Genomic DNA, 13,393 nt, shown 5'->3' with positions numbered 1-13,393 from the left:
AAAAACTCAGATCACCCAGGCTCGTCAACTATACCTCAGAGTTTGCGACACATCCCTGTGGTGGTACCTGCCCGAGCATCGCAAAGCCCGCAGGCCGCGTCGTGCCAGAAAGCGCCAGAAGCCTAAGTTTGATCGGGATGTCAGCATCCTGTTCCGACCAGACGACGTGGCGCACCGGCGCCAGTTCGGGCACTGGGAAGGCGATTTGATGCTGTTCAAACAGAAGCTTGGGCAGTCCAATGTCACGTCCCTGGTCGAGCGCGTCAGCCGGTTCACCGTGCTGCTGAAGAACCCGAACAGGCGCACCAAGCCGGTGATGGGCAAGATCATGAAGGCTGTGCGTGACCTGCCCCACCTGGCGCGCAAATCCATCACCTTCGACCGTGGTACCGAGTTCGTCTCGTGGCCGCATCTCCAAGCCGAGATCGGGACCCAGACATGGTTCTGCGATCCGTCGTCGCCATGGCAGAAAGGCACGGTCGAGAACACCAATCGCCGCGCCCGACGATGGCTGCCGAGGAGGCGCGACATCACGGCGATCTCAGATCATGAATTGAAAATGATCTGCGACCGCCTTAACGCAACGCCTCGGAAATGCCTCGGGTGGAAGACACCGGCCGAGGTGTTCCGCGAAAAGATGATGGAAGAGATGGGAAAGCTCCCCTACCCTCAGAAGGAATAGGAGTCGCGGTTCAAGTATCGCTCACAGCACGCGAGATTAGATTTCGGTAACGTGCAGCGTCCCCTCGTGCTTGGGTAAAGGCTGCTGAGGCAAAAAGCGCCTCCTGGCAATTGGGAGCCAGAGCGATGGCCTTCTCAGCGTGGATTCTTCCCGGCTCGATCACATCTTCGATCGGGGTAGCGCCGAGCGTCGCTGCTTCGATCAATGCAATCGCAACCAAAGCATGGGCGAGACCGCTCGATGGGTTGTGCCGGAGGGCACCTTCTGCGAGTTCCTGAAACTCCTTCAGGCTATCAAGTCGTGATGTACGTACGTGTGCATGAAACGCTAGAAGCGCTTCATAGACTCCTGCATCCGTAGCTCTGCGGCCGGTATATTGGGCATTCAGATCTTCGGCGACGATACCGTAGGCATCAGCCAACCGCCTCGCACATTGGCGCGCGATGTCTTCCTGAAGCCCGAATACATCGGCATGGTTGGAATCGATCCGAAAACGGTCTGACCAGATCAAGGTCTCATCAGGAAGCCGGCTCAACTGGATTGAAATACGAAGGTTTGTGCCGGCCTCGCATCTGCCAACCCGTCAAAACCTAAAGATGCTCGGCATCCCCAACAGCACATACTACGACTGGTATGCCCGCTGGAGCGACGGTGGCGTCGATGCCTTAGCTGATCGTTCCCCACGGCCCAAGTCAGTGTGGAACCGCATCCCGGGTAAGGTCCGCGAGGATGTTGTCGATTTTGCCCTTGAGCATGAAGATCTGACGCCGCGCGAACTGGCGGTCAAATACACCGACGAGAAGCGGTACTTCGTCTCGGAATCATCCGTGTATCGCATTCTCAGCGCCGAGGATTTGATCACGGCACCGGCCCATGTCGTGATCTGCGCAGCCGATGAGTTCCGGGACAAAACAAGTCGTCCGAACGAACTCTGGCAGACCGACTTCACGTACCTGAAGGTCATCGGTTGGGGCTGGTTCTACCTCAGCACAATCCTGGACGATTACAGCCGCTACATCATCGCCTGGAAGCTCTGCACGACGATGAAGGCTGTGGACGTCACGTTGGAACTGGCGCTGGAGGCGTCTGGCTGCAACAACGCGACGATCCTTCAGAAACCTCGGCTGCTCAGCGACAATGGCTCGTCTTACGTCGCCTCTGATCTTGCCGTTTATCTTGAGGACAAGGGCATGGATCATGTTCGTGGTGCGCCGCACCATCCGCAAACCCAAGGCAAGATCGAACGCTGGCACCAGACCATGAAGAACCGTGTCCTCTTGGAAAACTACTTCCTGCCCGGCGACCTGGAACGCCAGATCGGGGCGTTCGTCGATCACTACAACAACCATCGCTACCACGAGAGCCGGGACAACCTAACCCCCGCCGATGTCTATCACGGCCGCAGCGCGAAGAACCTAAAGAGGAGAGAGGAGATCAAGAAGCAGACAATCCGAAAACGCAGGTTGCAGCACCAAGCCGCTGCTGCCTAAACTCAAACAGAAACCGAACCAGAGCCTCCGTTACAAAACGGCCTAAATTCTCCGGAAAACCCTGACGACGTACAGGGCTGAGAGCGGTCATCGATTGGTCGGGTTCTCTACTAAATTAGACAAAATCATCCCCACACGACTTATCCACAGGACACACTGTCCGGGAATTAAGGGCACAGTGACATTTGTAGAAGCGCTTATCTTGTTTTTTGCGCCTTGCAAGAAAGAACACCCCCGCGCAGTGCGTCGCCATAGACTTGTCCTTTCGGCCCTATAAAGACCAGACGCGTGTGTGGACCTGTCTCTGTCCAACAGTCGCCCTCTCGCATGCTCCATCTGGAACCGACTCTTTGGAAGATCAAACGCTGATCCGGCTTTTGGGCAATGAAAACAAATCCCTTTGCCCTGAGTATCGTATCAGGCAGATCAGAGAAGAACTGCTGCAAAGCTTTTTCGTCGAGCGCGTCGTTGGTTTCCACACTGATGGTTTCAAAACCGTGTTCGGCTTCGGGCACAGGGGATTCATAATCGGAGACGTCTTGTTTTGTGTCAATGCCAAGCGCCACATCTGTCGGTATCCGGCCTTCAATAGCCTCAAGTATTGGCGTATCCGCATACAGAGCCCCGACGCGCGACTTTGCTCGAGCGCGGCTTTCATCGGAAAGCAAATCAAGTTTGCTCAGCAAAATCATGTCCGCTGACACGAGTTGGGCGTTGAATAATTCGCGTGTCGCAGGGTCGCTCGCACGTGCTTCAAGTGTTTCCGCGTCGACAACTGTGATGATACCGTCAAGCCGGATCGCTTCATTTGCAAGCGCGATCTGAGCAATCGAGCCGGGTTCGGAAATGCCGCTACATTCCAGAACGATGGCATCTGGGCGATCTCTACGCTGGGCAATGTCGACGAGTGATTTGGACAGGTCACTCGCAACAGCACAACAGGCGCACCCGTTGGTCAAAGTAATCGTGTCGTCGGTTTGTTCGGCAATAAGTTCCGCATCGATGTTGATCTTGCCGAAGTCGTTCACCAAAACAACGATTTTGCGGCCTTGCGGGTCCGCCAGTAACCGATTGAGTAGAGTGGTTTTCCCCGCGCCGAGAAATCCTCCGATGATTGTTAAAGGCAGCGACCTTGCAGGGGCCGCCAATTCGCGAGGCATCGACATGGCGGCAAAGATCAAGCCAGCAATTGTTTGCCTCTGGTCAAGCGCTCGCATGAATTGATCATGCCGCGACGCGGTGTTTTGAGCATGCGGGCGCTCAGTCATTCGGCGCCTCAATAACGCGTCCACCCAAGACTGTGCCCCAAATACCAATGTCTTTGATTTTCTCTGGTTCGACTTCCATCGGGTCTTCCTCCAAGACGCAAAAATCCGCGAACTTGCCAACTTCAAGGCTTCCAATTTCGTTTTCGAGATTGAGAATGTAGGCGGCATCAATAGTAACAGCGCGCAATGCCCGCTCCACACTGATCCGCTCGCCAGGTGCGACGACTGTCTTTTCGTCTTCGGCCAGACGAGTGACGGCTGCATACACGGCAGTCAAAGGATGCATTGGCACGACGACCTGCGGGTAATCGGAGTGCAGCGCAAAAATCACGCCCTCTTTTTCCAAACTTCCAAGGCGGGCTTCGGTCTGCGCGCGGTCTGGGCCATAGGCATTTTCAGAATGCAGGAGAGCGCGGAAATGCGAGAAGTAATTGTTCACACTGGCGTTACCGCCTAGGGCCTTAAGGCGGCGCGCCTGCATCGGGTTGCTCATGGCATAGTGCTCGATGGTAAACCGATGATCGAACCGAGGATGTTCTGCCTGTAATCGAGCAAGTAAGTCCAAAGTAAAGTCTACCGCCTGATCGCCATTGGCATGGCAGTGGATCTGGTGGCCACCTTTCCAAAACGGCACCATGCCTTCATAAGTGGCGTCGCCCGGGAAACCATTTCCACCGTCCAGGTAGCCGGGAAAGTTCAACAGCGCTCCCATGAGTGGGAACGACCCGTCGCTCAGGAATTTAACACCGCCAATAAACAGGTTGTCCTTTTCGTGCTTGGCGAGCTCCCAAACAACGTCCGATGCCTTGTCCCCATGCGCCCCCACAAAGGACATGGCATGCGGTTTCAGACAGAACCGGATAGGCAGGTTCGGGTCTTCTGTTGCAGTTTCGTGGTCATTCAGTTCGGCGTCAATGTTCATCACGCCGAACATAAGGTCGGCGACTGTCGTAATGCCTGCCTTTAGAGCAATTTGACCAAAAAACTTCAAGCCGTCCACGCCACCCAATTGGGCGATAATTGGCATGATCGGGGCGATGCCAATCGAAACACCTTCCACCTCCGTGAAAACGCCGTTCAAGCGCCCGTCCGGATACTGCAAAATGTGGGTCGGGTTTGCACCATCCGCCACGTTGGCCATTTCGATGGCAGCTGAGTTCAGATAGGCGAAATGCGGTGCAAAACCCAAAATGTAAATGGGCCGCGTGGCCGTGATCTTGTCGAGCGTGTCACGATCAATCGACCCGCCTTGGTTCGCAGGGTCAAAGCCCCATGCGATGATGGGTTCACCTTCCTTTTTCGTCTCGTGGAGTTCGCCAAGATATTCGATCACATCGTCAAAGTGCGGATGCGCAGGGTTCATGCCCTCGCGTCCCGGCCAAGGCAGCGGCCCGATGTAGTCGACCGCCATGAAGCCTGCGGACATCCAGCAATGCGAATGCGGCTCGATCAAGCCTGGCAAGACGATTTTGTCTTTCAGAGTTTCATCGACCGTCACGTCGTAGCGCGACAGCCAAGGCTGCATCTGATCTATCGTTCCGAGCGAAAGGATACGGCCGTTCAAAACCGCGACGGCATCAGCCTCAGGTCGGCCCGGGTCCATCGTGCGAAATTTCTTAGCGATGAAAACCGTGACTTTTTCCTTGGTCATCCCAAACTCCTAAAATATCTCCATAACAAGGTTAATGCTCGGGATCGGGCAATCAAAGTAAATTGTGGAGAGTCGGACAATGCACACAACCGCAATCCTCGCCTAAAACGAAAAATAAGCATTTTGAGTTACGTGAGTGGGAGGATCCGTGTCAGCATCGTGTATGAGACTGGACACAGATTCTTATGAGCCACTTCGGGCTTATCCCTCGTGATTATGGAAACAAGAATTCTAAAATGTCGTTTTGGACACTTCTCATGATAAAAGTGCCTGCGGAGAAGGCAAAGCAAACCGCAGAAGCATTCATTCACCGCAACATTATCGAGGAATGCGCCGATGCCATTCCAGGCTTTCGCCACGGCGAGTTGATGGTGTCGCATGAAGGCGATGGGCAGCTTTGCGTTATGTGCAACTGGACGGATAAAGCCGCCTACGAGCAATGGGTCGCAAGCCCCATTCGTGACAAGCAAAATGTGGACGCCCTCGGCTTCCTAACAGAAAAAGGTTACGAAGCGACTGACATGCATACACTCATGTTCGACAGTCTGCACACCGTCGCACAAAAATAGCAACAAAATCGCTTTTGCTTCTTGGCTTTTCCCTGCGCCTGAGGGCAGACGCAGGACTCCGTTTTTAGTGCGTCATTTGTAAGACTGCGCCGCCGGGCAGCGATGCTGGCTCTTTCGATGGTTTGAACCGATGCACAATTTCGCCACTGGCCGGCACCCCGTCACACCCGGCGGGTTTTTTGTTTTTAGCTCCAATCATTTATTGGCTTGAGAGAGCTTTGACTGATACCGCCCTGCCCTTCTCAGATAGCATAAGTCCATTTTTCATTGGCATCTCACATATGCATTTGTATGAAAAGTTTTTTAATCATGCAGTTAGCCGCATAGTCGCCAAAGTTTCAACGCGTTCCAGAAAGCGACCCCAAGACGGAAAATTTTCGGCCCTCTAAGTTGAGGTTCGCCGCTGCGGTAGTTCGCTGGGTTCGGAACCATAGGACTCTTCCGCGGTCACGGAATCTGGGATTTCATCCCGCTTGAACTTTGTAATTCCAATACCAATCAAAACGACGGGTGTGATCCAGAGCAGGACGGCGTAAGGCGCTATCGAAAGAACGCCTATGCCCATTGTGCCCGCCACAAAGGCGCCATGAACGTTCCACGGAATCAATGGTGAAAAAATGGACCCTGATCCCGCTATTGCTGCTGAGGCGACATATGGTTCCAGACGAGCCTTTATATAGCGTTCTCGATAGGTCGCTGAATTTAGTATTATCGACATGTAAGGATCTGCCGTAGCCGCGTTCAAGCCAATTCCAGTTACTGCTGTAGCGACAATCAGACGTGCGCCTCCAGTGGCCCATGCCAGCAGCGGAGCAAGCAAGCGCCTAAGCATCCCGGAAAACTCGACCAGCGCTCCAAATGCAGCCGCAACGAGTATCAACCAAATAGTCGGCAACATGGACACAACGCCACCGCCTACGAATGTGGAGTCGAGTGTTTCACTCCCGCTGTTTAGTGAAAAACCGTTGCCCAATACTTCAAGTGAAAGCTTACCCCAGCCTCCTAACGTTCCAAGGCCCTCGTCGATCATTAACGCGTCAATCAGATCCTGCTGTGTAAATGCAGCGAGTACTGCCGCAGTTATTGCTCCTGCCATTAGCGACAAGAACGCGGTCGTCCGCGCCGACAGCACGAGAACCAAGATGAGTGGCAAGAATGAGATGAAAGACACGGTAAAATGCTCTTCAATAGCCTGGAGTATTTGAGCACTGTCATAGTTGTCAGACATACCGTGTCGCCAACCAAGAAAAAGGAAAAGCACTGCGCTAGCAATCCAGCCAGGCGCAAGGACAGTACGTAGCGCGCGTGCGTGGTCCTTAGCTTCGGCACCCACCACCGATGCCGTGAGAATGAAGGTATCCGAAATTCGACCTAGGCTGTCCCCCGTAAACGCTCCACAAACGGCAGCGGCTGCTGTGACCAGTGGAGAAACATGCATAGCTGGTGCGAGAGCTACAAACGGCAAACCCACAGCGGCTATCGTGGTGAATGAACTTCCAATTGCATACGAAAGACCAGATGCGACCACAAAGACGATTATGTACAGAAAGCGCGGCGAACCGTATTGAGCTCCGAAATAAATCACTGAAGCAATCGTCCCAGACATAAAAAGTGCTCCAATTAGAGCACCCACCGCAATCAGCACAAAAATTGTTCCCAGAGCTGAATTGATACTATCGGACATGACCGCCGCGAGGTCTTCGGCGGAATTGCCAGTCGTGATGGCGATCACAAGTGCAAGTGTGAGACCAAGCGTCATGGCAATCTGTAATGGACCATCTTCGGCTTTTTCACCGAACAGCAAAACTGATGCGAATATCAGTGACACCATTCCACCGACGGTTACGAGCGAGGCGATCAAAGAACTGGTAGCGCGAGATTCCACTTCATCGTTCATAACATCAATCCCCTGAGCCGATTATTTTAAGGTTCAATTGGTTTGCAACCTGGCGTTGCTTCCATATTGATATCGAAACGTGTTTCCGTACCGCAGACTGCAACAAAGCATACTTGGTCGTATCTTTCTAGTTTCCGGTTGTTTGCGGCCAAGTTCCTAAAACCAAGTGGGGGTTTGAAGGTGGGACTTTCCACGGCTTTCGTTCATGAGGGTTTGTCTTCTCGAGATTGACGGAGCGGGCTGTTTTCTTCATCGTTCGGTGTACTTTCCTCGCTCTTGCTTGTTTCTTCAGCCTCAGGCTCCTCAACCGACAACGGTTCCTCAACACTGCTTTTCTCATCGTCCGGGCCATCAAATTCCGGAGATCCTCTTGGGGGATAACGTAACGTGCCCTCAAGCCTGTCGCGTTCGGCAGTTGCAAAATCCGGGAATGGAAGTTCACGCCGGCGGCGCCACTGTTCAACCTGTTCGACGGCATGCTTTGACTTTGCAGCATCAAGCCCTCCGTCCTGAGACATGTAAACCGTTTGGCTGGGAAACGCGAAGCCAGTACCCGAAGCTTCGACAATTTCCTTCATTCTGAACAAGACATCTTCCTGAATAGCATAAAAAGCGTTCCACTCGCGGGTTTGAGCGTAAACACGGATTTCAATATTCAGAGATGAGTCTCCATACCCTATAAACCTCACCCGCGCTGTATCTGAAGTGATACGTGGGTGTGCGTACATCATTGAACGAGTTTCGGCGAGAACATACCTCAACTGGTCAGTATCCGTTTCAAGTCGCAAGCCAAGCGTTGTCCGGATCATCATTTCATCACAACGGGCCCAGTTGACGAGCTCCATATTCACAAACTTTGAATTCGGAATGGCTATCGTGGTTCGGTCCAATCCACGAACATGGGTTGATCGTACTCCAATGCTTTCAATTGTTCCTTCCTTGTCGAGGAACGAACAATAATCACCAACCTTCACAGCCTTTTCCATATAGATCACAAAGCCGCTGATCAGGTTCTCAAGGGTCGGGCGGATCGCGAGCGCGACTGCAAGACCGCCAACGCCAAGTCCTGCTATAATGCTTAAGAGCGGGAATCCTAGGGTTTGCGCACCGTAGGCGAGAATCCATGTGGCTCCAACAAGAGCGATAATATGGTTGAGCAAACGCATCATACTTTCATCATACTGACGCACAATGGACGTTTTTTTCTCGGCTACCCTGTCGCTTAAGAGCGACATAAATCGCCAGAAGGTTACAGCCGCAGCTGCATAGATCGCGATTGTTGCAAAGAACGTCTCCGTTAGAGCCAAAGAACCTGTCAAAAAGAGTTGGTTGTTAAAGAAATTGTTGAGCGCGAGTAAGATCAAAAGCCCTGCGCTGGCAAAAACGAACTTCCTTGTCGACTCTGGCATTTGTCCCGAAGCAACGCGACGGTTAAGCAGAAAACTAAGCCCGTAAAGAAGTGCCAGAGAGACAATTAAGAAGAAGACAGTGAAACAAATCTTCCAAATTGGAGTTCCCCAAAAGATTTTACGGGAGGCGGGGGGAAGGGCGTTTTCGACAAACAAAGGGATAAACGGTCCACTCAGTTGAAGAAAACGAGTGCTCCATAACTCGCCGATGCGATGCGGTGACTGCATTGCAATTTCACGCAAGTAGCGTGGAGCGATTTGCGACGAACTCGCCGAGAAAAGAAACTCACCCTCCCGGTTTCCCGCGTTGACCCTTTGGATTATTAGTGGGGTATTGGGCACCAAAAAAGTAGTTCGATCCTCCAAGTACACCGTCTCATCGTCGGGTAGAGCTTCCGCTTCTTCCGTTCCAACTTCACCAATGATGTCGATGAGAGCCAGGGCAGTTCTAATGCTCGCATCACGTCTCTCCGCAACGTTTTCTTCCGTTAGATCAAGAAGTGAAATGAGCGCATCACCGATTAGAACCAGTTGCTCCCATTGTTGAGCTGATTTCCCAACCTGGTATTCCAAGTAGATACCAATGAGTGCATCGCGCAAATTTTCCAATGACTGCAACGTGTCTCGTGGCGAATGCGTCAAAACTGGCGGCAGGCTTTCGAATGGCTCAATATCTTCCGTAATTGCCTGCGCAATCACTTGCTGACCGATAAATATCCAGCAAAGAAATGCGGCGATGACCTTTGTCCAGCGGCGTAAACCAAGAACACTCAGCACTGACGTGCCAAAAGAACATCTTTTTGCAGCACACTTCGCGCAAAAATCTTCTTGCTTTCGGGTGACGCGTAGCTCGTGTTCTTGGCTTGCTGGAAGGTTGATCATGCGCTCATTTTTTCCTCAAACCCCCTGATCCAATGCTTCCCGGAGATCATTCGTCCAATCAGCATCCCTAGGCCAATCGCGAGGAGATTACCAAACAGCGGCATGAGGTCTGCAATACCTGTCATCTCACCATGAGAAATCCACGTTTCGATTTCACGAACACCGTGAGATCCCGGCGACAACGCAAAAACGACCGGCACCATCAGCACAAACGTCGGAACAGCGCGTGGTTTTTGTGAAATCCACAAGCTTACGTACATACACACTGCTGCTGAAACCAACGTCCCAAAGATACCATTTGTGCCTATCGCTACGGCCTGCGCTGTTGCCGTGGAGAGCAGCAAGACGCCCAGTGCAGTCAGGAAATGGTCTTTGTCCATCTGAAACGCCCACATGATACCAAGAAGGAATGGAATTCGAGCAAAATAGATGGCCCACCACGGAAACTCCTCGCCGTCAGGCGCAACAGGGAGAAGAGCTGAGACCGGTGTCGAAGTAACAACCGCAGCGAAGTATGCACCAGAAGCCAACAGCACCAGTATGAAGACACTGTAGAAAAATCGATCTACCGCAGGCGACCACCTACCCTGCGCCAGCTCGTAAGCCTGCATACTGATGGAGTCTCCTGGGATGAAGACAAAAGTGGATGCGATCAGCAAAAGTCCCGGTGCAGCTAAGGCATAACCCGTTTGCCAACCGACCATAGCAATCAGGCCACTCGCAAATGCTGCAATTAAGGGACCAAGCCTCGCCAAAGCCGGGTTCTTGTCCACGGCCAAAAACACAGCACCAGTTGCCATGCCCGTCAAAATACCGAAAAAGATACCTTCCCACGTACCGACGACTTCAACAGCAAAAGCCGCCGACACCGAGACGACGCCAAGCCAAACGAGCAATGGCGAATAAGGAGGTTTACTCGACTTCAGATCAGAAAGATTTTTGCAGGCTTCTTCCGGAGTCAGCTTGCCTTCAAAGACATCTGCGAGGTGGTTCTTTAGTTTTTGAGTGTTCGTGAGCGCCGGGAACCCAGGCATATCTACCTTCACGAGAACCGTCTGACCTTTGTACTCCAATATTGCAGACTCTGCACCATAGACGACCGTGACATCCTTTACACCAAAAGAGGCCGCAGCCTTTTCTACGACTTCCTCATGGCCTACGACGCCTTCCCAACTCCACGATAGAAGGAGCTGCATTAGATCGACCAAGTATTCCCTGATTTGTGCGTCGGGTTTCGCCGGGTCTGGTGTTTTGTTAGTCACTCGTTTTCCCTCTCATACGCTGGTCAAAGAAATCGTGTTGCACGCTTGGCCTACTATTCCATCTCCAGGAATTCGACTGTGATGCCGTCTGAGTTACGGACCCAAGCAACGGCATTAACCGGGCTGGAAAAATGATCGCTGTCCACCTCAATGAAGTCACCCAGAAGCGCAAAGCCGTGCCCGGTGGCTTTGGCAACCGCAGCCTTGGCATCATCAACGTAAACTCCGATGTGGACGGACCCCGTATCTACTGGCGTTGAGGAAATGACCGTGCGATTGGGCGGCGACTGGTAACAAAGCAACTCGATACGACTTCCGTTACCGGTCAGAAAAGCCTGCTCTGCCGTCGCATCTGCCACACCGATAAGGCGTCCGATCACCCCCGGCACCTGCTGCCGGCGCTCTACTTGGTAACCGAGACATTCCTCGAAAAACTGAATAGTCTTTCCAATATCGGTGACCGTAAAGCATGTATGATTCAGACTAACACAGTCGCTTTGTTCCACGAGCCTCTATCTCCGGTCCTAGAATAGTGCGATGTGGGCCGCGCGAAAGCATACGAGCGGCCCATCGATATTCAACCGCCTGCCAACTGCTTTGCCGCTGCGCGCATATAGCCGGGGTTGAGGTCCGGCGCGAGATTGACAGGCGACGTCGAGAAGAACACGCCCACGACATCGCGAGCCTGATCGGTGTAAATGCCCTGATACAAGTTACCGTGCTTGAAAAGCGCTCCGTCTTCCCACACTGCATCCCACTGGTGCGAGTTGAAGATTGGCATATCATTACCAAAGCACATCTTTACCCACGAATGGTCGGTAAAATCACCCGCCAGGTAGGCCTCTTTGCTGCTGGCGGTCTGCATCTTGCGCAGCACATCCGGCGACACTACGGGCTCTGCCGAAACCTTGCGCCAGCTTGGCGTAAATATCAGCGCATAGCGCGCTAGGTCTTCAAGCGTGGAATTCAATAAACCATAGCCAATGGCCAAACCGGCAGGAGAAATATTGATCGCCAATGGCGACCGCGCGCCGATTTTCGACCAGATACGCTCGCCAAGATAGGCGGTGTAGGTTTGTCCGGTCACGCTTTCCACTGCTGCGCACAATACTTTGGTGATAACGGAGCTATAGCGCGCAACTTTGCCCGGCGACTCGCCTGCTATGGGGGCTACGTCGCGCAGCACCTCATATTCATCTTCCTTTACCCCATCCGCATTCGGGATCCCAAAATCAGCCGCCAGCATCCGTTGAAACACAGAATGGGGGTCCATCGTGGCCTTGGCATCCTCGGAGATATCGAGACCTGACGCCATGTTCATCGCATCGATGAGCGCGACCTTGTCCCACTCGGACCCTTTTAGCATAGCCGCAAAATCAGTAACTGGCTTGGATGTGTCGACCTTGCCTTCAAGCTCTAGCATCGTAAGCAGAGTGCCCACGGCCGACTTAGCGACTGAAGCCCAGATGTGCATCTGTTCAGGATGCATGCCCGGAAAGGCTTCGTAGACGACCTCGCCTTTGTGCAGGATCATCACGCCTTGAAGCCTCGTGTCAAAATCCGCGATGTGGTCATCCAAGGTTGCACTTTCACTGCCGTCACCCAGCATGTAGGTTAAGTCCCCCAGCGATGGGTTTGGTCGACGAGCTAGTTCACTGACCGGACCTTTGGAATAGGTAAAGGCAGCCGGCACGAATTCGGTCATGTTTGTGGTGTAATACAGCGCGTGGTCGCCACCCAACTGCATGTGCGTGTTGCTAAAGTTTTTTCGGGCTGCGGCGACGAACTCGAGGTCGAACCCATCGTGTACGGCACCTACTGGCAGCGTTACTTTAGCGCCTGGTACGCTCATTGGATCGTCTGGTGCATGAACAATACGATGGCCTAAGGGCAGAAAAATACCAGAAATCTCTGACAGGGGCGTTCGTGGTTTCATTTCAGTTTTTCCTTTTCACAGTGCATTAGTTTTGCTCAGTCAAAAAGCCCCGACGTCGCGATGGGCCTCAGGTATTGCATGATCGAATCGTCCGCCGCGTTCACCGAAAAATGCACGATAACCAAATCGCGAGACGACGACGCATAGATTGCCTGCCGTTGGAAGCCAGCCTTGAACATGTCGCCGTCCGGCCAGAGTGATTGTGCCGAAATTCTTGGGTTCAGTCGCGATTTTACCGATTTCCGGGTTGATGGGCTTCGGCAGGGCAGCTGGTGGCAACAGGTTCGGGGCGGGACCACTGGTCATAATTGCTTACTCCTATTGAAAAATCAGATCGGAGGAGGCAG

General features: G+C 52.9%; 11 protein-coding genes and 1 pseudogene. 3 read left to right on the top strand and 9 right to left on the bottom strand.

Going from position 1 to position 13,393, the window contains the following annotated elements; genetic code table 11:
• Positions 1-682, top strand: a 682-nt coding sequence (locus AC2TAD_RS14600; RefSeq protein WP_480868530.1) for an IS30 family transposase, incomplete at its 5' end; no start/stop codon positions are given.
• 10 nt (positions 683-692) lie between these two features.
• Here AC2TAD_RS14600 and AC2TAD_RS14595 read toward each other — a convergent pair.
• A complete protein-coding gene (locus AC2TAD_RS14595) occupies positions 693-1,193 on the bottom strand; it encodes a hypothetical protein (protein ID WP_480868529.1) in 501 nt (166 codons plus the stop codon).
• Positions 1,194-1,221: 28 nt separating this feature from the next.
• Between AC2TAD_RS14595 and AC2TAD_RS14590 the strand changes: the two are divergent.
• Positions 1,222-2,172, top strand: a pseudogene (locus AC2TAD_RS14590) (DDE-type integrase/transposase/recombinase); the annotation flags it as partial.
• 197 nt (positions 2,173-2,369) lie between these two features.
• Here AC2TAD_RS14590 and AC2TAD_RS14585 read toward each other — a convergent pair.
• Together AC2TAD_RS14585 and AC2TAD_RS14580 are read right to left on the bottom strand one after the other, a co-directional pair.
• On the bottom strand, positions 2,370-3,464 hold the full coding sequence (locus AC2TAD_RS14585) for a CobW family GTP-binding protein (protein ID WP_480868527.1): 1,095 nt from the start codon (positions 3,462-3,464) through the stop codon (positions 2,370-2,372).
• On the bottom strand, positions 3,433-5,091 hold the full coding sequence (locus AC2TAD_RS14580; protein ID WP_170788791.1) for an amidohydrolase: 1,659 nt from the start codon (positions 5,089-5,091) through the stop codon (positions 3,433-3,435). Before AC2TAD_RS14580 ends, AC2TAD_RS14585 begins: the two co-directional genes overlap by 32 nt.
• A 257-nt stretch (positions 5,092-5,348) precedes the next feature.
• On the opposite strand from AC2TAD_RS14580, the gene AC2TAD_RS14575 reads away from it, so the two are divergent.
• The gene (locus tag AC2TAD_RS14575; protein ID WP_353392269.1) at positions 5,349-5,660 is read left to right on the top strand and encodes an antibiotic biosynthesis monooxygenase family protein; all 312 of its coding nucleotides are present in this window, start codon (positions 5,349-5,351) and stop codon (positions 5,658-5,660) included.
• A gap of 385 nt (positions 5,661-6,045) precedes the next feature.
• On the opposite strand, the gene AC2TAD_RS14570 is transcribed toward AC2TAD_RS14575, so the two are convergent.
• From AC2TAD_RS14570 to AC2TAD_RS14545, 6 genes are all read right to left on the bottom strand, one after another.
• Entirely contained in the window at positions 6,046-7,557 is a 1,512-nt protein-coding gene (locus tag AC2TAD_RS14570) for a Na+/H+ antiporter NhaC family protein (protein ID WP_170724473.1), read from the bottom strand.
• 203 nt (positions 7,558-7,760) lie between these two features.
• Positions 7,761-9,848 carry a mechanosensitive ion channel family protein gene (locus AC2TAD_RS14565; protein WP_353392271.1) on the bottom strand — a complete coding sequence of 696 codons (2,088 nt, stop codon included), beginning with the start codon at positions 9,846-9,848 and terminating at the stop codon, positions 7,761-7,763.
• The gene (locus AC2TAD_RS14560; protein ID WP_170724471.1) at positions 9,845-11,110 is read right to left on the bottom strand and encodes a threonine/serine exporter family protein; all 1,266 of its coding nucleotides are present in this window, start codon (positions 11,108-11,110) and stop codon (positions 9,845-9,847) included. The genes AC2TAD_RS14565 and AC2TAD_RS14560 overlap by 4 nt, the downstream gene beginning before the upstream one ends.
• 53 nt (positions 11,111-11,163) lie before the next feature.
• The gene (locus AC2TAD_RS14555; protein WP_480868524.1) at positions 11,164-11,616 is read right to left on the bottom strand and encodes a VOC family protein; all 453 of its coding nucleotides are present in this window, start codon (positions 11,614-11,616) and stop codon (positions 11,164-11,166) included.
• 71 nt (positions 11,617-11,687) lie between these two features.
• Positions 11,688-12,962, bottom strand: coding sequence for a serine hydrolase domain-containing protein (locus AC2TAD_RS14550; protein ID WP_480868522.1), 1,275 nt, complete (start codon positions 12,960-12,962; stop codon positions 11,688-11,690).
• A gap of 123 nt (positions 12,963-13,085) precedes the next feature.
• Complete coding sequence (locus AC2TAD_RS14545; protein WP_170621461.1) at positions 13,086-13,352, bottom strand: hypothetical protein; 267 nt, start codon at positions 13,350-13,352, stop codon at positions 13,086-13,088.
• Positions 13,353-13,393 lie beyond the last annotated feature (41 nt).

The organism is Ruegeria sp. HKCCD7628, from assembly GCF_057221005.1.
Note: the sequence above shows the minus strand (reverse complement) of the source record. Positions and strands in the feature narration are given on the sequence as shown.

Coding starts and splice junctions, on each gene's coding strand:
- AC2TAD_RS14580 (WP_170788791.1), bottom strand. CDS start 5,091: ATGACCAAGGAAAAAGTCACGGTTTTCATCGCTAAGAAATTTCGCACG.
- AC2TAD_RS14575 (WP_353392269.1), top strand. CDS start 5,349: ATGATAAAAGTGCCTGCGGAGAAGGCAAAGCAAACCGCAGAAGCATTC.
- AC2TAD_RS14570 (WP_170724473.1), bottom strand. CDS start 7,557: ATGAACGATGAAGTGGAATCTCGCGCTACCAGTTCTTTGATCGCCTCG.
- AC2TAD_RS14565 (WP_353392271.1), bottom strand. CDS start 9,848: ATGATCAACCTTCCAGCAAGCCAAGAACACGAGCTACGCGTCACCCGA.
- AC2TAD_RS14550 (WP_480868522.1), bottom strand. CDS start 12,962: ATGAGCGTACCAGGCGCTAAAGTAACGCTGCCAGTAGGTGCCGTACAC.
- AC2TAD_RS14545 (WP_170621461.1), bottom strand. CDS start 13,352: ATGACCAGTGGTCCCGCCCCGAACCTGTTGCCACCAGCTGCCCTGCCG.